Source organism: Pseudomonas serbica (genome assembly GCF_028823535.1).
Classification (GTDB): domain Bacteria; phylum Pseudomonadota; class Gammaproteobacteria; order Pseudomonadales; family Pseudomonadaceae; genus Aquipseudomonas; species Aquipseudomonas serbica.
Genome location: NZ_JAQIYM010000001.1, coordinates 304,947 through 327,663, shown reverse-complemented (window position 1 = coordinate 327,663; position 22,717 = coordinate 304,947). Strand labels below are relative to the sequence as shown.

The following is a 22,717-nucleotide window of genomic DNA, read 5'->3' as shown; positions in this document are numbered from 1 at the left end:
ACGCGACGCCGATGCGTCAACTATCGCCTGACTCTGAAGAGCCAGGAAACTCAAAGCCTAGAGGCATTTATGAGTAACAACCTCGACCAGCTCACCGATTGGTTGAAAGACCACAAGATCACAGAAGTCGAATGCATGATCGCCGACTTGACCGGGATCACCCGGGGCAAGATCTCGCCGACCAACAAATTCATCGCCGAAAAGGGCATGCGCCTGCCTGAGAGCGTTCTGTTGCAGACCGTGACCGGCGATTACGTCGAAGACGACATCTATTACGAACTGCTCGACCCGGCCGACATCGACATGATCTGCCGCCCCGATCACAACGCGGTGTACCTGGTGCCTTGGGCCGTCGAACCGACCGCCCAGGTGATCCACGACACCTACGACAAGCAGGGCAACCCGATCGAGCTGTCACCGCGCAACGTGCTCAAGAAAGTCCTCAAGCTCTATGCCGACAGGGGCTGGCAGCCCATCGTGGCGCCGGAGATGGAGTTCTACCTGACCAAGCGCAGTGACGACCCGGATTATCCGCTGCAGCCACCTATCGGCCGTTCCGGTCGCCCGGAAATCGGTCGCCAGTCGTTCTCCATCGAGGCGGCGAATGAGTTCGACCCGCTGTTCGAGGACGTTTATGACTGGTGCGAATTGCAGGAACTGGACCTCGACACGCTGATCCACGAGGACGGCACGGCGCAGATGGAGATCAACTTCCGTCACGGCGATGCCTTGTCCCTGGCGGACCAGATCCTGGTGTTCAAGCGCACCATGCGCGAGGCTGCGCTCAAGCACAACGTGGCCGCGACCTTCATGGCCAAGCCGATGACCGGCGAGCCTGGCAGCGCCATGCACCTGCACCAGAGCATCATCGACATCGAGACCGGCAAGAACATCTTCTCCAATGAAGACGGGACCATGAGCCAGCTGTTCCTGAACCACATCGGTGGTTTGCAGAAGCTGATTCCCGAGCTATTGCCGCTGTTTGCCCCCAACGTCAACTCGTTCCGCCGCTTCCTGCCGGACACCTCGGCGCCGGTGAACGTGGAGTGGGGCGAAGAGAACCGCACCGTGGGCCTGCGGGTGCCGGATGCCGGGCCACAGAACCGTCGCGTGGAAAACCGCCTGCCGGGTGCCGATGCCAACCCGTACCTGGCCATTGCCGCGAGCCTGCTGTGCGGCTACATCGGCATGGTCGAAGGCTTGAACCCGAGCGCACCGGTGGTGGGCCGTGGTTACGAGCGCCGCAACCTGCGCCTGCCACTGACCATCGAAGACGCGCTCGAGCGCATGGAAAACAGCGCCACCATCGAGCGCTACCTGGGCAAGACTTTCATCACTGGCTACGTCGCGGTCAAGCGGGCCGAGCATGAAAACTTCAAGCGCGTCATCAGTTCGTGGGAACGGGAATTCCTGCTTTTTGCCGTCTGATGCGCCGGGCGCCACCGTTGTCGGGTGGCGCTCTCACCTGGATTTTTTAGGAGATTGGTATGACCAGCAACAATCCGCAAACCCGTGAATGGCAAACCCTGAGCAATGATCACCACCTGGCTCCGTTCAGCGACTTCAAGCAGCTGAAAGAGAAAGGCCCGCGGATCATCACCAACGCCAAGGGTGTCTACCTGTGGGACAGCGAAGGCAACAAGATCCTCGACGGCATGGCCGGGCTGTGGTGCGTGGCCATCGGTTATGGCCGCGACGAACTGGCCGATGCCGCCAGCAAGCAGATGCGTGAGTTGCCGTATTACAACCTGTTCTTCCAGACCGCCCACCCGCCGGTACTGGAGTTGGCGAAGGCCATCGCCGATGTCGCGCCAGAAGGCATGAACCACGTGTTCTTCACCGGTTCCGGCTCTGAAGGCAACGACACCATGTTGCGCATGGTTCGTCACTATTGGGCGATCAAGGGCCAGCCGAACAAGAAGGTCATCATCAGCCGCAAGAACGGCTATCACGGTTCCACCGTGGCCGGCGCGAGCCTGGGCGGCATGACCTACATGCACGAACAGGGCGACCTGCCAATTCCGGGCATCGTCCACATCGCCCAGCCGTACTGGTTCGCCGAAGGCGGCGACATGACCCCTGAAGAGTTCGGGATCTGGGCGGCCAATCAGCTGGAAGAGAAGATCCTCGAAGTCGGCGTAGACAACGTGGGGGCCTTTATTGCCGAGCCAATCCAGGGCGCTGGCGGCGTGATCATTCCGCCAGACAGCTACTGGCCGCGCATCAAGGAAATCCTCGCCAAGTACGACATCCTGTTCGTGGCCGACGAAGTGATCTGCGGTTTCGGCCGCACCGGCGAATGGTTCGGCAGTGATTTCTACGACCTCAAGCCGGACATGATGACCATCGCCAAGGGCCTGACCTCCGGCTACATCCCCATGGGTGGCCTGATCGTGCGCGACGAAGTGGTGGACGTGCTCAACGAGGGCGGCGATTTCAACCACGGCTTCACCTATTCCGGGCACCCGGTGGCCGCTGCGGTGGCGCTGGAAAACATCCGCATCATGCGCGATGAAAAAATTATCGAGCGCGTGCACGCTGAAACGGCACCGTATTTGCAAAAACGTTTGCGCGAACTGAACGATCATCCCCTGGTTGGGGAAGTTCGTGGGGTCGGTCTGCTGGGGGCGATCGAACTGGTTCAGGACAAGGCCACTCGCAAGCGCTATGAAGGCAAGGGCGTCGGCATGATCTGCCGACAGTTCTGCTTCGATAACGGGCTGATCATGCGTGCCGTGGGCGACACCATGATCATCGCGCCACCGCTGGTGATCACACCGGCGGAAATCGATGAGTTGGTGACCAAGGCGCGCAAGTGCCTGGACCTGACCCTGAGTGCGTTGCAGGCCTAAGTGCTAGGCTCTGAGCGGCAGTCATGAAACTTTCGCTCAGGGCCGTTAGAAAGCTTGGCCTTTCCTTGAAAGACCGCCTCGGATCTTGCCAGACTAGCCGCAGTTCCAGTTGTCCGGGTTCGGCCGCTGAACAAAGTGGTTCAAAAAAGAAAAATTTGGAGCATTACGCATGAAGGCATTAGGAAAAAAGCTTGCTGGCAAGACACTTCTCGCTTTGTCCGTAGCGGGCATGATGGCGGGTGCGGTTCACGCGGACGACAAAGTACTGCACGTCTATAACTGGTCCGACTACATCGCTCCGGACACCATCGCCAACTTCGAGAAAGAGTCCGGGATCAAGGTCGTCTACGACGTATTCGACAGCAACGAAACCCTGGAAGCCAAATTGCTGGCAGGCAAGTCCGGCTACGACGTGGTCGTGCCGTCGAACAACTTCCTGGCCAAGCAGATCAAAGCAGGCGTTTATCAGGAACTGGACCAGTCCAAGCTGCCTAACTGGAAGAACCTGAACCAGGACCTGCTCAAGGCCGTGTCGATCAGCGACCCGGGCAACAAGCACGCTTTCCCGTACATGTGGGGCTCGATCGGCATCGGTTACAACCCGGAGAAGGTCAAGGCTGCGCTGGGCGTCGACACCATCGACTCCTGGGACGTACTGCTCAAGCCGGAAAATATCGCCAAGCTCAAGGGCTGCGGTGTGAGCTTCCTCGATTCGCCGACCGAAATGCTCCCGGTCGCGCTGCACTACCTGGGCCTGCCTACCGACACCCAGAAAAAAGAAGACATCAAGAAAGCCGAAGATCTGTTCCTCAAGATTCGTCCTTCGATCACCTATTTCCACTCCTCCAAGTACATCTCGGACCTGGCAAACGGCAACATCTGCGTAGCAGTCGGCTACTCGGGTGACGTGCAGCAGGCCAAGTCCCGTGCCGCCGAGGCCGGTGACAAGGTCAAAGTCAGCTACGCCATTCCGAAGGAAGGCGCTGGCAGCTTCTTCGACATGGTCGCCATCCCTAAAGATGCCGAAAACGTTGAAGGCGCCTACAAGTTCATGACCTTCCTGCAGAAGCCTGAAGTCATGGCCGGCATCACCAACGCCGTACGTTTCCCGAACGGTAACGCCGCTGCAACAGCTCTGGTAGAGAAAGACATCACCAGCGATCCAGGCATCTACCCGCCAGCTGACGTGCAGGCCAAGCTGTATGCCATCGCCGATCTGCCAGCGGCCACCCAGCGTGATATGACTCGCAGCTGGACCAAGATCAAATCCGGTAAATAAGCCGGTTTGATGCAACATCCTGTGGTCGCCACCTGGGCGGCGGCGACTGCAGGATTAATTAAATGACAGAAAGTTTTGCTGGAACGGTTTTTCGAGGGTAAGTTGCGCGCCGGTTTTGTTGCCAGGCAGCCAACGCTGCCATGTAACGCGGGCAACTTGAGCCCAACTCATTTTAGAGGACCTCCACTTGCCTATTTTTTCTCTGTTGCGCAATGCCATGTTGTTCGGCGCCGGATTGACACTCGCTGCCAGTGTCCAGGCTGCCGGTACCGTGCATATTTATAACTGGTCGGATTACATCGGCGAGACCACCCTGGCCGACTTCCAGAAAGAGACCGGGATCAAACCGGTTTATGACGTATTCGATTCCAACGAAACCCTGGAAGGCAAGTTGCTGGCCGGGCGCACCGGTTACGACGTGGTAGTGCCGTCCAACCATTTCCTTGGCAAGCAGATCAAGGCCGGGGCTTTCCAGAAGCTCGACAAGTCGAAGTTGCCGAACTATTCCAACCTCGACCCGGTGCTGCTCAAGCGCCTGGAGCAAAACGATCCGGGTAACCTGTACGCCGTGCCATACCTGTGGGGCACCAACGGCATTGGCTACAACCCCGAAAAGATCAAGGCTGCGCTGGGCGTCGACAAGATCGACTCCTGGGCCGCGGTCTTCGAGCCGGAGAACATCAAGAAGCTGCAAAGCTGCGGCGTGGCGTTCCTCGATTCCGCCGATGAAATGATGCCCACGGTCCTCAACTACCTGGGCCTGGACCCCAACAGCACCAACCCCGAAGACTACAAAAAGGCTGAGGCCAAGTTACTGGCCGTGCGGCCTTACGTGACTTACTTCCACTCCTCCAAATACATCGCGGACCTGGCCAACGGCGACATCTGTGTTGCAATCGGCTTCTCCGGCGACATGTTCCAGGCCCGCAACCGTGCGGCTGAAGCCAAGAAAGGCGTGGACATCGTCTATTCGATTCCCAAGGAAGGCGGCGCGCTGTGGTTCGACATGCTGGCGATTCCCAAGGACGCCGCCAACGTCAAGGAAGCCCACGCGTTCATCAACTATCTGTTGAAACCCGAGGTGATCGCGCAAGTCAGTGACTATGTCGGCTACGCCAACCCTAATCCGGCGTCGGACAAACTGATGGAACAGTCGATTCGCACCGACGAATCGGTTTATCCACCGCAATCGGTACTCGACAAGACCTACGTGTCCATCGAACTACCGCCAAACATTCAACGTTTGATGACCCGCAGCTGGACCAAGGTCAAGTCGGGTAAATAGCTTCAAGGCTCAAACTATCCAAGGTTGGCTCACCTTGAGCGAACTGCACTCTTTTTTTCTGGGAGTTTCGTAAATGGCAGTTGCCTCCGGCGCCTATAAGAAAGCCCTCGAGGGCGACCAGTCACCTAAACAGGTGCTGGTCAAAATCGACCGGGTCACGAAGAAGTTCGACGAGACGATTGCCGTGGACGACGTGTCCCTGGAAATCAAGAAAGGCGAGATTTTCGCCTTGCTCGGCGGTTCGGGATCGGGCAAATCCACCTTGCTGCGCATGCTGGCCGGCTTCGAACGACCGACCGAGGGGCGAATCTTCCTCGATGGCGTAGACATCACTGACATGCCGCCTTACGAGCGGCCGATCAACATGATGTTCCAGTCGTACGCCCTGTTCCCGCACATGACCGTGGCGCAGAACATCGCCTTTGGCCTCAAGCAGGACAAACTGCCGGCCGCCGAAATCGATGCCCGCGTGGCCGACATGCTCAAGCTGGTGCAGATGAGCCAGTACGCCAAGCGCAAACCGCATCAGTTGTCCGGCGGCCAGCGCCAGCGTGTGGCCCTGGCTCGTTCGCTGGCCAAGCGTCCGAAGCTGCTGCTGCTCGACGAACCGATGGGCGCGCTGGATAAAAAACTGCGTTCGCAAATGCAGCTGGAGCTGGTGGAGATCATCGAGCGCGTCGGTGTGACCTGCGTCATGGTGACCCACGACCAGGAAGAGGCCATGACCATGGCCGAGCGCATCGCGATCATGCACCTGGGTTGGATCGCCCAGATCGGTAGCCCGATCGACATCTACGAAACCCCGACCAGCCGCCTGGTCTGCGAGTTCATCGGCAACGTCAACATCTTCGACGGAGAAGTGATCGACGATGCCGAGGGCCACGCGATCATCACCTGCAAGGACCTGGACCGCAAGATCTATGTCGGCCACGGCATCAGCACTTCGGTGCAGGACAAGTCCGTGACCTACGCGATCCGTCCGGAGAAACTGCTCGTCACCCCGACCATGCCGACCTGCGAATACAACTGGTCCAGCGGCAAGGTCCATGACATCGCCTACCTGGGTGGTCACTCGGTGTTCTACGTCGAATTGCCGAGCGGCAAGATCGTCCAGTCGTTCGTCGCCAACGCCGAGCGCCGTGGCCAGCGGCCGACCTGGGGTGACCAGGTCTACGTGTATTGGGAAGACGATAGCGGCGTGGTACTTCGCTCATGAACATGCGCAAATTCAAACGCCGCCTCAATCGAATAATTCCCGGTGGCCGCCAGCTGGTCATCGGGGTTCCTTTCATCTGGCTGTTCCTGTTCTTCATGCTGCCGTTCTTCATCGTCCTGAAGATCAGCTTCGCCGAAGCCGACGTGGCCATTCCGCCGTACACCGAGATCTACAGCTACGCCGAACAGAAGCTGCAGCTGTTGCTGAACCTGGGCAACTACGCGATGCTCGGCGACGACGAGCTGTACATCGCCGCCTACCTCGGCTCGTTGAAGATGGCGCTGATCAGCACCATCCTCTGCCTGGTGATCGGCTACCCGATGGCCTACGCCATTGCCAGTGCCCGCAAAGAGATGCAAACGGTGCTGGTGCTGCTGATCATGATGCCGACCTGGACCGCGATCCTGATCCGCGTCTATGCGTGGATGGGCATCCTCAGCAACAACGGCCTGCTCAACGGTTTCCTGATGACCATGGGCTGGATCGACGAGCCGCTGCAGATCCTCAACACCAACCTCGCGGTCTACATCGGTGTCGTCTACTCCTATCTGCCGTTCATGATCCTGCCGCTGTACGCCAACCTGGTGAAGCACGACAACAGTCTGCTGGAAGCCGCGTCCGACTTGGGTTCGAGCACCTTCAACAGCTTCTGGAAGATCACCATTCCGCTGTCCAAGAACGGCATCATCGCCGGCTGCATGCTGGTGTTCATCCCGGTCGTGGGTGAGTTCGTGATCCCGGAACTGCTCGGCGGTCCGGAGACCCTGATGATCGGTAAAGTGCTCTGGCAAGAATTTTTCAACAACCGTGACTGGCCGGTGGCATCCGCCCTGGCGGTGGTGATGCTGGCGATCCTGATCGTGCCGATCATCCTGTTCAACCGTAGCCAGGCCAAAGAGATGGAGGGCAAGGAATGAAGCGCTTCCGTTTCTCGAGTTTCATGCTGGTCGCGGGATTGCTGTTCATCTACGCGCCGATGCTGATCCTGGTGATCTACTCGTTCAACGCCTCGAAACTGGTGACGGTGTGGGGCGGCTGGTCGATCAAGTGGTACGTCGGCCTGATGGACAACACCCAACTGATGGGCTCGGTGGTGCGCTCGCTGGAAATCGCCTGCTACACGGCGATTGCCGCGGTGGCGCTGGGTACGCTGGCGGCGTTCGTGCTGACCCGGATCACCCACTTCAAGGGTCGCACCCTGTTCGGTGGCCTGGTGACAGCGCCACTGGTAATGCCTGAGGTGATCACCGGTCTGTCGCTGTTGCTGCTGTTCGTGGCCATGGCGCAGATGATCGGCTGGCCACAAGAGCGTGGCGTCGTCACCATCTGGATCGCCCACACCACGTTCTGTGCGGCGTATGTGGCGGTGGTGGTGTCGGCGCGCTTGCGTGAACTGGACCTGTCCATCGAAGAAGCGGCCATGGACCTGGGTGCGCGGCCGTGGAAGGTGTTCTTCCTGATCACCATCCCGATGATCGCACCCTCCCTGGGCGCCGGCGGCATGATGTCGTTTGCCCTGTCGCTGGATGACCTGGTACTGGCGAGCTTCGTCTCGGGCCCGGGTTCCACCACCTTGCCGATGGAAGTGTTCTCGGCGGTGCGCCTGGGCGTGAAACCGGAAATCAACGCCGTGGCCAGTCTGATCCTGCTGGCGGTATCGCTGATGACCTTCCTGGTCTGGTTCTTCAGCCGTCGCGCCGAAGAAGCGCGCAAGCGTGCGATCCAGCAAGCCATCGAAGAAAGCGCCGCCGATTCGTGGAAGCAACCGGACGTGCGTCGCGCGCAGCCGGAAGCGGCGTAAGTCTCGACCGGTTGGCCGCAGAATCATGGTCAACCGGGATCTCATGTGGGAGCGCGCTTGCTCGCGAAAGCGGTGTGTCAGTCGACATCTCTATTGACTGACACGACCCCTTCGCGAGCAAGCCCGCTCCCACAGGTTTTTTTGGCGTTCACGCCACCCAAGGCGATTTGCGGATGACCTCGACAAAGTTCATCGGCTTGAACCCCGGCTCCTGATCCATCAATACATCGGTCTTCACATTGCCGAACGTGGTCTGCGGACGATGGCGCAAGCCGTCGGCAAAGGCGCAGATGATGCACTCCTTGAACCCTTCGCCCCGTGGATGCGCATGCACCACCGCCTCACGCTGCACGGTGGAAAACGCCGCGTAGTCCATACCCAACACGTCCATTTCAACACCTGCGGTCACCAGCGCCACGGTCGGCCGCAGGTGTTGCGGCACGCCCGGCGTAGTGTGCAGCGCGATCGACAGCCAGACCTGCTCGATGTCGTCATCGCTCAACCCGTAAGGCTTGAGAAACGCCGCTGCCGCGTTGGCGCCGTCGACTTCGAAACGTTCGTTGTCGCTGCGATAACCTTCCACCAGGCCCAGGTCATGGAACATCGCGCCTACATACAGAAGCTCCGGGTTGTAGGCCAGTTGCTTGCGCTCGCCGCTCAGCGCGCCGAACAGAAACACCCGGCGCGAGTGGTGGTAGAGCAGGTCGGATTCGATGTCGCGGATGTATTCGGTGGTGGCTTTGGCCAAGGCGCTGTCGGGGATCTTGATGCCGGCGATGGTGGTGCTCATGGGCTTTTCCTCAAGGTAAACGCCGGGGCGGCGCTGAGGGTTAAAGTCTGTTCGCGGCCCGCAAACGGAACAATCGATCCATGGCTGCGATCCTTGCCAATGAGCATGCATATCGTGCCAACCTCGCTTGTTGGACGTCGTTTGGATAGGGTGGCGTGTGATCTCTTTCAATGTTGAAGGTGTATTTGAGCCATGCAGAAAACCGTCGCTATCGTGGTCTTCGCCGGCGTCCAATCGCTGGATGTCACCGGCCCCATGGATGTGTTTTCCGAAGCCAACCGCTTCCTCGCCCCCGAGCATCACTACCGGCTCGAGGTCATTGGCGTGGAGCGCGGGGTGATGACGTGCTCCAATGGTTTGGCGCTGAACGCCCACCGGCATTTCAGCGAAGCGCTGGAGCCTTATGACTTGCTGCTGGTGGCCGGTGGACCGCAATTGCCCTTCATGGCCTTCGGCGCTGCGTTTGATGCCTGGCTGCGCGATGCCAGCGCGCGGGCGCAGCGTTTTGGTTCGATCTGCAATGGCGCGTTCATGCTCGCCCGGGCAGGATTGCTGGAAGGGCGAACCGTGACCACCCATTGGGGCGATGCCACTGCATTGGCTGAGCTGTGTCCGGCAACCCAAGTGGAGGCCGATCGGCTTTACGTTCAGGACGGCGAGCTGTTCACCTCGGCGGGAGTAACGGCCGGGATCGATCTGTCGCTGTATCTGCTGGGGCGCGATCACGGGCCGGACGTGGCCTTGAGCGTGGCAAAACGACTGGTGGTGTTCACCCAGCGCTCGGGCGGGCAGTCACAGTTCAGCCCGTTTCTAACGCCTCACGCGGAACCCACCTCTGCCGTGGCAATGGCTCAGCATTACGTGTTGGCGAACTTGACCGGCGACCTGACCATCGCCGACCTGGCCAATGCCGCCAACATGAGTGCACGCAACTTTTCCCGCGTGTTTGCCAGGGAAGCGAAAATCACCCCCGCCGAGTTTGTCGAGCGGGCGCGGGTGGATGCGGCGCGGGTGCTGCTGGAAAGCACCCTGGCGCCCCTCAAGACCGTGGCCTATCAGTGCGGATTCCGCGATGCCCAGCACATGCGCAGCGTGTTCAACCGCAGGCTGGGGGTGACGCCGCAGCAGTTCAGGCAGCATTTTGCGGCGGTGGTTTGAGCTGTCATTGATGTTGCCTGTGAGGGCCTCTTCGCGAGCAAGCCCGCTCCCACATCTGAAATGCATTCCAATGTGGGAGCGGGCTTGCTCGCGAAGGCGTCAGCCCGGACAACAAAAATCTATTGAGCACTACGCGCCGGTAGAAGCTTCAAGGTACTGCGCGTATTGGCCGTCACCTCTTCATCATTGAGATGCGCCTGGAAATAAATCCCCTCGATATACGCCTCGGCCTGATCGTCAAAGTGCTTGTCGAACAGCACGCCGCTCTGGCCGACCGGGTTGACCGTCAGGCTGTGGGCGGGATCGGCGAAGTCGATAAGGCGCCGGGTCGATGGGCCATACGTGACCGGCCACGGTGCCGGGCCGATCCTGGAGGTCAGGTTGTTCGGCACTTCATGTGCGCCAGGGGCCGCGAAGGGGCCGACATTGAAGAGCCGGTCCAGCGGCTTTTGCTGCCCCAGCGGGTGGCCGTGGGTCAGGGTGTGCGCCTTGCCCCATTGCCATTGCGAGGCATCGGCACCCAACGTGGCCTTGAGGTGGGCGATGCTGGCCTGCCACGCAGCCTTGACGGTATCGGCGCGGGTTTCCTTGCCGGGGGTATTGCGGTTGTCCCACCAGGGCGAATCCGCCGTCGCCGCCAGGCGCGGCAGTGCGGCATCGATCACACGGGTCGAGAGCATCGTTTCGAAGAAGTCATTGCCCAGTTCATCGTGCATCGCCGCCTCGGCCAGGTTAAACAGCAACTGGTTGAACAGGGTGGCGCTGGTGGAGTCGAGCGGGTAGTCGCCCTTCCACTGGGACAACTGCTCCACCAGCTTGAGCTCTGCAGGATCGCTGACCACTTCGCGCAACGTCGGTAGCAGTGGCGCCAACAGACGCGTGCCATAGGCGGTAGTGGTGCCCAGTTGCAGCCCTTGGCTGCTTTCCAGGTCCCACTTGATGTTCTTGTCGCTGAGCTGTCGATCGAGTTGCTGGCCGCGATCGGCGAGGTTGTAGTAACCGGGGATCTCCATCCCCGTCGGCGACAATGGCTGGAAGTTGGCCGAGACGATATAGCCCCGCGCCGGATTCTCTTCCTGGGGGTTGGCGCTGAACGGGTAGAAACCGTCCTTGTCGGCGTCGCTGGTGCTGCCATCCAGAATGAACCACGGGCGCACCCCGGCAGGGCGCTTGGGCAGTTGCGCCGCGGCCCACCAGCCGATGTCGCCTTTGGCGTTGGCCCAGACGATGTTCAGGCCGGGCGCCTGGACCTTGGCGGCGGCGCTACGGGCCTTGGCCAGGGTGTCGGCCCGGTTGAGCTGGTAGAAGCCTTCGATAATCGGATTCTGGCTTTCGAGAAACCCCCACCACATGGCGATCGGCGTCTTGCCGCCGACGTTGCCCAGCGCATCATTGACGATCGGACCGTGGGGTGACTGGCGCAGCGTCAGTGTCACCGGCGCCTGGCCCTTGACCGCGATCTGCTGTTCGCTGCTGACCATGTCCACCCACTGGCCGCGGTACCAGACCTGGTTGGGATTATCCGGATTGAGCTTTTCGGCGATCAGGTCGAGGTCGTCGTTCTGGAACATGGTGATGCTCCAGCCGAAGTCACTGTTCATGCCCAGGGACGCGAACGGCATCAAGGCCTGGTAGTGGCCATAGAGCTCGAAACCCGGCGCCGAGAGCTGCGCTTCGTACCACACCGACGGCGCGGAAAAACGGATGTGCGGGTCACCGGCAAGCAGCGGCTTGCCGCTTTTGGTGCGGTTGCCGGCCACCACCCAGGCATTGCTGCCCTCGAACTGTGGCAGGCCATTGTCGGCCAGGGCCTGCTCGCTCAGGCGGGCGAGGGCGTTGAGGTCTTTCCAGTCGGCGCTGGCGAGGGGGGGCGGGGCATTATTGTTACGGTTTGCCAGCACGCCCTTGGGCTGCCAGTCGAGATCGAAGACGTTCAGGTAGTTGGCACCCAATTGATCGCGCACGTAGGTCAGCAACGGTTCGGTGCGAAACGCCATGGCAAAACTGTAGGCCATGTAACCGGCGATGCTGACGGTGTCCTGCGCCGTGAACGGGCGTTTGTTGATGCCCAGCACATCGAACTCTACCGGTTTGGCGTGGCTGTCCTGGTACTGGTTGATACCGTCCAGGTAGGCCTGCAGGGCAACGAAGGCAGGCGATTGCTTGTCCAGGTTCGCCACGTAGGATTCGGCACGTTCGCGAATGCGCAGGCTGCGCATCAGCTTGTCGGTGTCGAGCAGTTTCGGCCCGAGCACCTCGGCCAGTTCGCCACGGGCGAGGCGACGCAGCACCTCCATCTGGAACAACCGGTCCTGGGCGTGGACATAACCGAGGGCGCGGTACAGGTCGGTTTCGTTGTCGGCACGGATATGCGGGATGCCGCGCTCGTCATAACGCACGGTGACCGAACCTTGCAGGTGCTGCAGTTCCACCATGCCCTGGCGTGACGGCTGCTTGCTGTAGACATACCAGCCGGCTCCTGCGGCGAGCGCGACGATCAGCAAACCGAGCGCAGTCAGGCTACGTTTCATGGTGACTCCTTATTGTTATCGGTGACAGCAATCCCCTGGCGAGACTGTTTAACACGACAAGCCCGGTTTGGCCCATCGCCCGTAGGAGGGATTCTCGTCTGCTGTCTGCGTTACTTCGTAGGGGCGACAGGCCAAGGGCAGTAACACCCCACGGCCAGTGTGTGGGTGGCACTGACTTTACGGCCTTCGTTCAGCGCTTGCAGGATCGGCTCGATAAAGCTGTTGCTGGAATTGCAGGTCAGGCCTTCGCTGTAGGGCCCGAAGTACGCGAGTTTGCCGGCGCGATCCCAAATTGCCACGGCGGGGCTGGCGGGGATCTGTTCGGAGCCGGGCAGGACGTCGATGGGTTTCAACCTGTTCAGGTTGCCTGGCAACTGACCGTGGCTGCCCGGCTTTTGCACGGCAAAAAACTCCACGCCCTGGGGCTCATACAGCTCAACCAGTTCGCTGAGGTGTTGCTGGTTGCCGACGTTGCACGGGCAGGCCGGGTCCCAAAAGTGCACGAGACGGACGGCGCCAGGACCGGCCAGGTTGTCGGGCAGGCGCAGCGGATCGCCGGAGAACATGGCCGTGTGCTCGCTGAATGCCCGCAGATAGCGCCCCTGAAACCAATCGTAGGCGGCCCACAGCACTGCGGCGCACACGAGGGCAAGCAGGCTGGCGAGCAGGGCTGCGCGATAGGGCGATCGCATGGGTTCACTCCTTGAGGATCGGCTAGCTTGCCATGCTTGCCGCGACAGATGAATATCGCAGGTCCATAAAGTCTGTTTCGTGCTCTGGAATGCCCATGTCAGTGACCTTCGACCCCGATCATCTGCGTGCCAGCCTGCGGCCGCTGGCGCAGGGGCTGCCCTTGTCAGCGGAGGCGCAGGCCTACCAGCAGTTTTATGGGCTGGATTTCTCGACGCGCAATGTACGCAGCCGCCTGGGATGTTTTCAGGTCGATGGTTATGAGGTGGTCAGCCAGGTCTGGTGGCCAGAGCAGGTGAAAGCGACGCTGTTTGTCTTTCACGGGTTTTACGACCACACCGGTCTCTACCGGCATGTGATCGGGTGGGCGCTGGAGCAAGGTTTTGCCGTGATTGCCTGCGACTTGCCGGGTCATGGGCTGTCGAGCGGAGAGCGGGCAAGCATCAAGGACTTCGCCGAGTATCAGGACACGCTGCAAGGGTTGTTTGCCGAAGCATTGTCCCTCGATCTGCCGCAGCCGTGGCACCTGTGCGGGCAAAGCACGGGGGGGGCGATCGTGGTCGATCATGTGCTCAATGCCGGGGCGAGCAGTCCGGCCCAGGGCCAGGTGATCCTGTTGGCGCCGCTGGTGCGGCCGCGGGCATGGGGCTGGTCGCAAATGAGTTATTACCTGCTCAGGCCTTTTGTCAAAGCCATTGCCCGGCGCTTCAGCGAAAACTCCGGCGACCCGGCATTTCTGCCGTTTCTGCAAGCTGACCCCTTGCAGCCACTACGCCTGCCGACGGCTTGGGTGGGAGCATTGGCGCGCTGGATCAAGCGGGTAGAAGCGGCGCCGGCAAGCGCGCGCCGACCACTCATCGTGCAGGGGCAGGCAGACATGACCGTGGACTGGCAGCACAACCTTGAGGTCCTGCGGGGCAAGTTCGATCGGCCGCAGATATTGATGCTGCCCGAGGCGCGTCATCATCTGGCGAATGAGACGTTGGTGTTGCGCGGGGAGTATTTCGGGTTCTTGAGCAAGCGGATCAAGGGGCGGAATCTGTAGCGACAGTTCCGGCCTCTTCGCGGGCAAACACGCTCCCACAAGGTTTGCGGTGATCACAAAGTTGCAGGTATATGCCGATCACTGTGGGAGCGGGCTTGCCCGCGAAGGCGTCCGTTCAGACGCCGAGGATTATTGGGTCAGGTTCGAAGTACTCTGCCCGACCGCCAACCCCGCCCGAATCGCCGCCAGCGCCGCCTGGTAGTAAGCCTTGCCTTCGGCTGACTCGGCAAAGGTGGCGAACTCTTCCAGTTCCTCATCCGACAGATCGCGATAGACGTACAGCAGCGTGTTGTTCAGGTCGCTGCCGATTTGCTCCATCAGGCGCTGGCGCTGCCCGTTCAACATGCCTTGGGCTTGTCCTGCACCGAGCAGCCCCGGAATCATCGAGCTGAGGCTGTCGGCCGCGACACCGGCAATCGCCAGGCTGACTTCGGCGCCGGCCTCGCGCGCCGGCAGGGCCTGGGCCAGGTGGCCGATGATCAGCAGGCGGCTGTCGCTGGCCTGCATCTTCGGCAAGCCCTTGGCATTTTTCGCCAGTTGATCGCGGCGGGTGGCGAGCAATTCGGCGGCGACGATCTTCTTGCCCAGCGGCGATTGAAAGAACGTCAGCGCCGGTTTCGGGTCGGCGAGGTTCTTGCGCAACTGCGCTTCGGCACGTTGGTCCACCGCATTGGGAGCGAAACGTTGATTGCTGTTGTCGACCAGCGCCTGGAACACCGCGGGGGGCAGGCTGCTTTGGTAGCGCTGTTGGGCGGCAGAGAGGGCGTCGTTGAAATGCGCGCGTTGTTCCGGCCAGCCGGCGACCTTGTACAGTTGGTCGTGGCCGTCTGCCCAGGCGGGCATAACACAGAGCATCAGCAGGGAGAAAAGCAAACGGCGCATAGGGACTCCTGTCGGCAGGCGACTATTCTCCGTGTGGCATACCGTCTTGTCGAGAATTCGTATCAACCCGCTGCGTGGCTCTGTCGGATTTCCAGGCGCAGGAATACTATGCGCGCCATGCAAATACCTTCTGATCACCCGCTGCTGTTACGAATCGTCGATGACCTGGCCGCCAGCGGTTGGTCGCAGCAGAATATTTTCCTGTCTCAGGATCTGACCCGAGCGCTGGCTGCCGAGTGCCGTAAACGTGCGGCCGAGGGTGAACTGGCCCCGGCCGCCGTGGGACGAGGGCCGACGTCGGAGATCCGCGAGGGGATTCGGGGCGATCATATCCAGTGGATCGAGCCCGGCCAGGCCGAGGTCTGCGACAGCTATCTGGGATTGATGGACAGCCTGCGCGAGGCGTTGAACCGTGGCCTGTTCCTGGGGCTGGAGGATTTCGAGAGCCATTTCGCGATGTACCCGCCCGGGGCTTTTTACCTCAAGCACGTCGACCGTTTTCGTGACGACGACCGGCGCATGGTGTCGGCTGTGGTTTACCTCAATGAGTCCTGGCTGCCTGAACATGGCGGTCAGTTGCGTATGTACCTGGACGAAGACGCGCAATACGATGTGGACCCCGTCGGTGGATGCCTGGTGGTGTTCCTGTCGGGGGAGGTCCCCCATGAAGTCCTGCCTGCGAACCGTGAGCGCCTGTCGTTGACCGGCTGGTTTCGGCGTCGCGGCAACGAGCCGTTCTAAACATGCAGAAAATACTGGTAAGCCGCTGCCTGCTGGGGCACCGCGTACGTTATGACGGTGGGGCCAGTGGGCCGTTCGATCTATTGCAGCAGTGGTTCGACGAAGGTCGGGTCGTGCCGTTGTGCCCGGAAGTCGCCGGTGGCCTGCCAACGCCGCGGGCAGCAGCGGAAATTCCGGGTGGGCAGGGTGGTGAAGTGCTGGACGGGCAGGCGTCGGTGATCACCACCGAGGGCGAGGATGTCAGCGCGCAGTTTCTGTCCGGGGCTTGTCAGGCGCTGGAGCTGGTGCAACGGCACGGCATTCGCGTAGCCGTGCTCAAGGCCAACAGCCCATCCTGCGGCAATCTGCTGACCTATGACGGGACCTTCAGTGGGGTGAAGGTCAGTGGCGAGGGTGTGACGGCGGCGCTGCTCAAGCGCCATGGCGTCCAGGTCTTCAGCGAGCTGGAACTGGCCGAAGCTGCTGAATCCTTGGCAGCACTCGACTAACTACCAACACAGGACCAATGTGGGAGCGGGCTTGCTCGCGAAGGCGTAGTGTCAGCCGACAGTCATATCGCCTGACACACCGCTTTCGCGAGCAAGCCCGCTCCCACAGGGGTATTGCGCGAATTCAGGGCTTGGGTACCGCCCCCGATTCAGCCCCAAACCATTTCTGCTCCAGCGCCTGCAGGCGGCCATCGTCCTTGATCCGCTGCAACGCGCTTTCCAGGCTGGCGTGAAACGCCGGGTTACCCTTCTGAAACGGAATCGCCAGGTTGACGACCGGGTTGGCTTTCGGCTTTTGTTCCGTCAGCGACTGCACCAGCAGGATTGATTGCGGCTCGTCTTTCTGCGCGATCAATTGCGCTTTGGTTTGCAGGTAAGTTTCGCTGAAGTCGAAACGTTCCTTGAGCGCCGGGGTCTGTGCAATGTGGTTGATGGCGACGTCGTACTTGCCGCTTTCCACGCCGGCTAGCAGATCACTGGCGTCCGTGACGACAAAGTCGGCACGCACTTCCAGTTCGTTGGCCAGCATTTGTCCCAATTCGACTTCGAAGCCGGTAAGGCTGTCGTCTTTCTTGAAGTTGAACGGCGGTGTATTAGCCTCAAGGGCAATGCGCAATTCACCGCGGTCGTTCACGTCATCAATCAGTTCGGCATGAGCCAATGGGCTCAAAAGGGGTAGCAGGCAGATCAGGCCAGGCAGAAAACGCATGGTCACTCCTTTGAAATCATTATCGCGACGCTCTGGATCAGGCTCGCTTTGCTATGGTTGTCGAGTGCCTTCGACAACGATTGACCATGAAGTTGTGATGGTCACGTGAATTTTACGGAAAAACTGGAGAAGAGAATGAAAACCTTTATGTCACGTGCTGCTTTCGCTGGCCTGCTGATGGGCGTTTCAGTGCTGGCCAGTGCTGCAACGCCAGCGCCCAAGGGCGCTGAAGTGTCCATCGTTTCTCCGGCAGACGGTGCAACGGTACCGCAGACTGTCGTGGTCAAGTTCGCCGTCAAGGATATTTCGCTGGCGCCAGCGGGTGATGTCACCAAGAACACCGGTCACCACCACCTGCTGATCGATGTCGATGAACTGCCGGCAGCCGGCCAGCCGATCCCCAACGATGCCAACCACCTGCACTTCGGCAAGGCGCAGACCCAGGCTGAAGTAACACTGACACCGGGCAAGCATACCTTGCAGCTGGAGCTGGGCGACAGCGGCCACATGCCCTTCGATCCGCCAATCGTATCGGAGAAGATTACCGTCAACGTGAAATAAAAAAAGGGAGCCCCTTGGCAGGGGCTCCCTTTTTCAATGCTGCCAGCTGTTCTTAGAACAGCACACGGCTACGGATGGTGCCGTTGACGTGTTGCAGTTTCTGTTGCGCCAGGTCCGAGTACTCGGCGTCTACGTCGATGACCACGTAGCCGACTTTCTCGTTGGTCTGCAGGAACTGACCGGAGATGTTGATGCCGTTTTCGGCGAAGACCTTGTTGATCTCGCTCATCACACCCGGGATGTTCTCGTGGATGTGCAGCAAGCGGTGCTTGCCAGGGTGAGCCGGCAGGGCCACTTCCGGGAAGTTCACCGACGATACCGAGGTACCGTTGTCGCTGTACTTGACCAGCTTCTCAGCCACTTCCAGACCGATGTTGGCCTGCGCCTCGGCGGTGGAACCGCCGATGTGCGGGGTCAGGATAACGTTGTCCAGGCCACGCAGCGGGCTTTCGAACTCTTCGTCGTTGGAGCGTGGCTCCACCGGGAACACGTCGATGGCCGCGCCGATCAGGTGCTTGTCCTTGATCGCGTCCGCCAGGGCGTCCAGTTCGACCACGGTGCCGCGTGCGGCGTTGATCAGGATGCCGCCCTTCTTGATGGCACGGATTTCCTTCTCGCCGATCATCCACTGGGTAGCAGCGGTTTCCGGTACGTGCAGGGTCACGATGTCGGACATGCCCAGCAGTTCGTGCAGGTTGCCGACCTGGGTGGCGTTACCCAGTGGCAGCTTGGTCACGGTGTCATAGAAGTACACCTGCATGCCCAGGCCTTCGGCCAGGACCGACAGTTGGGTGCCGATCGAGCCGTAGCCGACGATGCCCAGCTTCTTGCCGCGGATCTCGAAGGAGTTGGCCGCGCTCTTGATCCAGCCGCCACGGTGGCAGGAGGCGTTCTTCTCAGGGATACCGCGCAGCAACAGGATCGCTTCGGCCAGCACCAGCTCGGCAACGGAGCGGGTGTTGGAGTACGGCGCGTTGAACACGGCGATACCGCGCTCGCGGGCAGCGCTCAGGTCGACCTGGTTGGTGCCGATGCAGAAACAGCCGACAGCCACCAGCTTCTTCGCGTGATCGAAGATCTCTTCGGTCAGTTGAGTGCGCGAGCGAATGCCGATGAAGTGAGCATCAGCGATCTTTTCCTTGAGCTGGGCTTCCGGCAGAGAACCTGTGAGGTACTCGATGCTGGTGTAGCCCGCCGCCTTGAGGACGTCGACAGCCGATTGGTGGACGCCTTCGAGAAGAAGGAACTTGATCTTGCTCTTATCGAGAGAAGTCTTGCTCATCTGCGTAAACCTGTATCCCGGAGAAAAATGGCAGGAAAGGGAGCAGCCCGGAGCTGACCCGCACGGCAGGAAAGCCGTCACCGCAGAACAGCCCTTGGGCACTATGCTGCGGGGTCGGTATGCTAGCATATGCACCCCGCTAAACACTCATTCCTGCGACGTGAAGCGTTCTCAGGATGACCATGAATTGTTCGAGAGTTCTGTCGATGACCAATCCTGCCCTGATTGAAGAGCTGAAGACCCTGGTTGAGCCTGGCAAGGTGCTGACCGATGCCGACTCCCTGAATGCCTACGGTAAGGATTGGACCAAGCATTTCGCTCCGGCCCCGACCGCCATCGTGTTCCCCAAGACCACCGAACAGGTCCAGGCCATTGTCCTGTGGGCCAATAAACACAAGGTGGCGCTGGTGCCTTCCGGTGGTCGCACCGGCCTTTCCGCCGCTGCGGTGGCGGCCAATGGCGAAGTGGTCGTGTCCTTCGACTACATGAACCAGATCCTCGACGTGAACCTGACCGACCGAACTGCCGTTTGCCAGCCGGGCGTGGTCACCGAGCACCTGCAGAACGTGGCCGAAGAAAAGGGCCTGTACTACCCGGTGGACTTCGCTTCGGCAGGTTCGAGCCAGATTGGCGGCAATATCGGCACCAATGCCGGCGGAATCAAGGTCATTCGCTACGGCATGACCCGTAACTGGGTGGCCGGCATGAAAGTCGTCACGGGCAAGGGCGACGTGCTGGAGCTGAACCGCGACCTGATCAAGAACGCCACCGGCTACGACATGCGTCAGCTGTTCATCGGTGCTGAAGGTACCCTCGGCTTTGTGGTCGAAGCGACCATGCGCCTGGATCGCGCGCCGAAAAACCTGACGGCGATGGTCCTGGGTACCACCGATTTCGACTCGATCATGCCAGTGCTGCACGCCTTCCAAAGCAAGCTCGACCTGACCGCCTTCGAATTCTTCTCCGACAAGGCCCTGGCCAAGGTCATGGGCCGTGGCGACGTACCGGCGCCGTTCGAAACCGACTGCCCGTTCTACGCGCTGCTGGAATTCGAAGCCACCACCGAAGAAGTGGCCAACCACGCCCTGGAAACCTTCGAGCACTGCGTGGAGCAGGGCTGGGTGCTGGACGGCGTGATGAGCCAGAGCGAAACCCAGCTGCAGAACCTGTGGAAGTTGCGCGAATACATTTCCGAAACCATTTCCCACTGGACGCCGTACAAGAACGACATTTCGGTCACCGTGTCGAAAGTCCCGGCATTCCTCAAGGAAATCGACGCGATCGTCGGCGAACACTACCCTGACTTCGAAATCGTCTGGTTTGGCCACATCGGCGACGGCAACCTGCACTTGAACATCCTCAAGCCGGATAACCTGAGCAAGGACGATTTCTTCGCCAAGTGCGCCACCGTCAACAAGTGGGTGTTCGAAACCGTCGAGAAGTACAACGGTTCGATCTCCGCCGAACACGGTGTGGGCATGACCAAGCGGGATTATTTGACCTACAGCCGTTCGCCGGTTGAGATCGAGTACATGAAAGCCGTCAAGGCAGTGTTCGACCCGAACGGCATCATGAACCCGGGCAAGATTTTCGCTGTTTGAATTGAGTAAACAGGAGTCGGTAATGAGCTATCAGCACCAGTATGTGGACGGTACGCGTATTCACTTCCCGTTGGGGAAAGTGGTGTGCATCGGCCGTAACTACGCCGAACACGCCAAGGAACTGGACAATCCGGTGCCGACTGAGCCGCTGTTGTTCATCAAGCCGGGCAGTTGTGTGGTGCCGCTGGAAGGCGGTTTCAGCATTCCGACCGAGCGTGGCTCGGTGCATTACGAAGCGGAAATCGCGGTATTGATCGGCAAGCCTTTGTCGACCAAACCCAGCGTTGAAGAAGTGCTCGACGCCATCTCCGGTTTCGCCCCGGCGCTGGACCTGACCCTGCGCGACAAGCAGGCCGAGCTGAAATCCAAGGGCCTGCCCTGGGAAATCGCCAAGTCCTTCGACGGCGCGGCGGTGATTGCACCGTTCGTTTCCGGCGGCACCTTTGCCGACCTGACTGATATCGGTATTCGCCTGACCATCAATGGTGAAGTTCGCCAGGATGGCAACAGCAGTGCGATGCTCAACCCGATCGTGCCGATGATCCAGCACATGGCCGGCTGTTTCTCGCTGCAAGCCGGAGACGTGATCCTTACCGGCACGCCAGTGGGCGTCGGCCCGCTGAATGTCGGCGACGAGATCGTCCTGGAGTTGCCCGGCGCCAGCCGCTTCACCAGCAGCGTTCGCTAAGCCACTCAAAACCCTTGTAGGAGCTGGCTTGCCAGCGAAGAGGCCCTTACATTCAACATCTAAGTTGACTGTTACGCCGCCTTCGCTGGCAAGCCAGCTCCTACAGGGGTTGCGGTTGTGCTATTACCCCAAGCCTGAATCTCTGGAACGCATGCCCTGATGGCTACTCAACCGCTTTCTTCGCTTAAACCTGCCCGCCGTTCGCGCTTTGCCCTGCGCTGGTATTCCTGGCTGTTGCTGTTGGTCGCCGCCGCCTATGGCCTGGCGTTTGCCATGCATTGGGATGACCGTGGCGTGCTTTGGGTGCAAGAGCGTTTTGAAAGCCCTGCCGAGCGCCAGGGCAGTGTCTGGCTGCCGGACTACCGTGCGGTGATCGACGCCAAGCCACTGCCGGGCATGGAAAAGGACGAAGCGTCGGACGTCACCTACGATGCCCAGACCAAGACCCTGTTTTCAGTGATGGGCAAAAACCCGTTCCTGGTCGAGTTGTCGCTGCAAGGCGATGTACTGCGCAAAATGCCGTTGGTGGGCTGGAGCAATCCTGAAGGGGTGACAGCGCTGGGCAACGGGATGCTGGCCATTGTTGATGAGCGTGACCACCAGGTGATCCTCGTCAAGGTTGATGCAAACACTCGCGAGCTGAACATCGTTGATTATCCGAAGTACGACCTCGGACCTTCGAAAGACCAGAACAAGGCCTTCGAGGCCGTCACCTGGGATGCGCGCAATCAGCAATTATTGCTCGGCGAAGAGCGTCCGCCCGCGCTGTTCACCTGGAAAGTCGACGCCAAGGTGCTCACCGGTGACAAGCAAAAGCTTGCCAGTGATGAGCTGGACATCCGCAACCTGTCCGCCCTGGCCATCGATCCACGGACCGGCCACACCCTGGTGTTGTCCGCTGACTCCCACCTGTTGCTGGAGCTGGACGAGAAAGGCGAGCAAGTCAGCTTCATGACCTTGCTGGGTGGCTTCAACGGCCTGAAAAAGACCATCCCGCGGGCCGAAGGCGTGACCATGGACGAGGCCGGTACGCTGTACATGGTGAGCGAGCCGAACCTGTTCTACCGCTTCGAAAAACAGAAATAACCCCGCGATTGTCCTTTGCGGCCAATGGCCAT

The 22,717-nt window shown here is 60.2% G+C and carries 21 protein-coding genes; 15 read left to right on the top strand and 6 right to left on the bottom strand.

Annotated elements, in window-relative coordinates:
* Positions 1-69 precede the first annotated feature (69 nt).
* From NQL71_RS01490 to NQL71_RS01460, 7 genes are all read left to right on the top strand, one after another.
* Complete coding sequence (locus tag NQL71_RS01490) at positions 70-1,428, top strand: glutamine synthetase family protein (RefSeq protein ID WP_046818412.1); 1,359 nt, start codon at positions 70-72, stop codon at positions 1,426-1,428.
* A 59-nt stretch (positions 1,429-1,487) separates the two neighbouring features.
* On the top strand, positions 1,488-2,852 hold the full coding sequence (locus NQL71_RS01485; protein ID WP_077184783.1) for an aspartate aminotransferase family protein: 1,365 nt from the start codon (positions 1,488-1,490) through the stop codon (positions 2,850-2,852).
* Between the two features lie 169 nt (positions 2,853-3,021).
* Entirely contained in the window at positions 3,022-4,131 is a 1,110-nt protein-coding gene (locus NQL71_RS01480) for a polyamine ABC transporter substrate-binding protein (RefSeq protein ID WP_046818410.1), read from the top strand.
* Between the two features lie 187 nt (positions 4,132-4,318).
* Positions 4,319-5,416, top strand: a complete 1,098-nt coding sequence (locus NQL71_RS01475) for a polyamine ABC transporter substrate-binding protein (protein ID WP_046818409.1) — start codon at positions 4,319-4,321, stop codon at positions 5,414-5,416.
* 73 nt (positions 5,417-5,489) lie between these two features.
* Positions 5,490-6,632, top strand: coding sequence for an ABC transporter ATP-binding protein (locus tag NQL71_RS01470; protein ID WP_046818408.1), 1,143 nt, complete (start codon positions 5,490-5,492; stop codon positions 6,630-6,632).
* Positions 6,629-7,549 carry an ABC transporter permease subunit gene (locus tag NQL71_RS01465; RefSeq protein ID WP_046818407.1) on the top strand — a complete coding sequence of 307 codons (921 nt, stop codon included), beginning with the start codon at positions 6,629-6,631 and terminating at the stop codon, positions 7,547-7,549. Before NQL71_RS01470 ends, NQL71_RS01465 begins: the two co-directional genes overlap by 4 nt.
* Positions 7,546-8,433: an ABC transporter permease subunit gene (locus NQL71_RS01460; RefSeq protein ID WP_046818406.1), complete on the top strand. Its 888-nt coding sequence runs from the start codon at positions 7,546-7,548 to the stop codon at positions 8,431-8,433. Before NQL71_RS01465 ends, NQL71_RS01460 begins: the two co-directional genes overlap by 4 nt.
* Before the next feature lie 148 nt (positions 8,434-8,581).
* Here NQL71_RS01460 and NQL71_RS01455 read toward each other — a convergent pair whose 3' ends face one another.
* Entirely contained in the window at positions 8,582-9,223 is a 642-nt protein-coding gene (locus tag NQL71_RS01455) for an HD domain-containing protein (protein WP_166618586.1), read from the bottom strand.
* 192 nt (positions 9,224-9,415) lie between these two features.
* On the opposite strand from NQL71_RS01455, the gene NQL71_RS01450 reads away from it, so the two are divergent.
* Entirely contained in the window at positions 9,416-10,381 is a 966-nt protein-coding gene (locus NQL71_RS01450; protein ID WP_274642184.1) for a GlxA family transcriptional regulator, read from the top strand.
* A 119-nt stretch (positions 10,382-10,500) separates the two neighbouring features.
* On the opposite strand, the gene NQL71_RS01445 is transcribed toward NQL71_RS01450, so the two are convergent.
* Together NQL71_RS01445 and NQL71_RS01440 are read right to left on the bottom strand one after the other, a co-directional pair.
* Positions 10,501-12,912 (bottom strand): penicillin acylase family protein, encoded by a 2,412-nt coding sequence (locus NQL71_RS01445; RefSeq protein ID WP_166618588.1) that lies wholly within the window; start codon positions 12,910-12,912, stop codon positions 10,501-10,503.
* Positions 12,913-13,022: 110 nt separating this feature from the next.
* Entirely contained in the window at positions 13,023-13,604 is a 582-nt protein-coding gene (locus tag NQL71_RS01440) for a DUF6436 domain-containing protein (RefSeq protein ID WP_248685981.1), read from the bottom strand.
* Positions 13,605-13,699: 95 nt separating this feature from the next.
* Here NQL71_RS01440 and bipL point away from each other — a divergent pair, with 95 nt between their 5' ends.
* Positions 13,700-14,647, top strand: coding sequence for a phospholipase BipL (gene bipL, locus NQL71_RS01435; RefSeq protein WP_077184775.1), 948 nt, complete (start codon positions 13,700-13,702; stop codon positions 14,645-14,647).
* Positions 14,648-14,776: 129 nt separating this feature from the next.
* Here bipL and NQL71_RS01430 read toward each other — a convergent pair whose 3' ends face one another.
* Positions 14,777-15,529 carry a DUF2059 domain-containing protein gene (locus NQL71_RS01430; protein WP_046818400.1) on the bottom strand — a complete coding sequence of 251 codons (753 nt, stop codon included), beginning with the start codon at positions 15,527-15,529 and terminating at the stop codon, positions 14,777-14,779.
* Positions 15,530-15,637: 108 nt separating this feature from the next.
* Between NQL71_RS01430 and NQL71_RS01425 the strand changes: the two genes are divergently transcribed.
* The gene (locus tag NQL71_RS01425) at positions 15,638-16,270 is read left to right on the top strand and encodes a 2OG-Fe(II) oxygenase (RefSeq protein WP_046818399.1); all 633 of its coding nucleotides are present in this window, start codon (positions 15,638-15,640) and stop codon (positions 16,268-16,270) included.
* 2 nt (positions 16,271-16,272) lie between these two features.
* Positions 16,273-16,758, top strand: a complete 486-nt coding sequence (locus NQL71_RS01420; RefSeq protein ID WP_077184773.1) for a 2-thiouracil desulfurase family protein — start codon at positions 16,273-16,275, stop codon at positions 16,756-16,758.
* A 124-nt stretch (positions 16,759-16,882) separates the two neighbouring features.
* Here NQL71_RS01420 and NQL71_RS01415 read toward each other — a convergent pair whose 3' ends face one another.
* On the bottom strand, positions 16,883-17,467 hold the full coding sequence (locus NQL71_RS01415) for a transporter substrate-binding domain-containing protein (RefSeq protein ID WP_046818397.1): 585 nt from the start codon (positions 17,465-17,467) through the stop codon (positions 16,883-16,885).
* A gap of 135 nt (positions 17,468-17,602) precedes the next feature.
* Between NQL71_RS01415 and NQL71_RS01410 the strand changes: the two genes are divergently transcribed.
* Positions 17,603-18,028, top strand: a complete 426-nt coding sequence (locus NQL71_RS01410; RefSeq protein WP_077184769.1) for a DUF4399 domain-containing protein — start codon at positions 17,603-17,605, stop codon at positions 18,026-18,028.
* Between the two features lie 52 nt (positions 18,029-18,080).
* On the opposite strand, the gene serA is transcribed toward NQL71_RS01410, so the two are convergent.
* Complete coding sequence (gene serA, locus NQL71_RS01405; RefSeq protein WP_020797315.1) at positions 18,081-19,310, bottom strand: phosphoglycerate dehydrogenase; 1,230 nt, start codon at positions 19,308-19,310, stop codon at positions 18,081-18,083.
* Between the two features lie 206 nt (positions 19,311-19,516).
* Here serA and NQL71_RS01400 point away from each other — a divergent pair, with 206 nt between their 5' ends.
* The 3 genes from NQL71_RS01400 to NQL71_RS01390 all read left to right on the top strand — a co-directional run bounded on the left by NQL71_RS01400 (position 19,517) and on the right by NQL71_RS01390 (position 22,685).
* Positions 19,517-20,911 carry a D-2-hydroxyglutarate dehydrogenase gene (locus NQL71_RS01400; protein ID WP_046818395.1) on the top strand — a complete coding sequence of 465 codons (1,395 nt, stop codon included), beginning with the start codon at positions 19,517-19,519 and terminating at the stop codon, positions 20,909-20,911.
* A gap of 22 nt (positions 20,912-20,933) precedes the next feature.
* Positions 20,934-21,599: a fumarylacetoacetate hydrolase family protein gene (locus NQL71_RS01395; protein WP_046818394.1), complete on the top strand. Its 666-nt coding sequence runs from the start codon at positions 20,934-20,936 to the stop codon at positions 21,597-21,599.
* Positions 21,600-21,758: 159 nt separating this feature from the next.
* Positions 21,759-22,685: an SdiA-regulated domain-containing protein gene (locus NQL71_RS01390; protein ID WP_248685980.1), complete on the top strand. Its 927-nt coding sequence runs from the start codon at positions 21,759-21,761 to the stop codon at positions 22,683-22,685.
* Positions 22,686-22,717 lie beyond the last annotated feature (32 nt).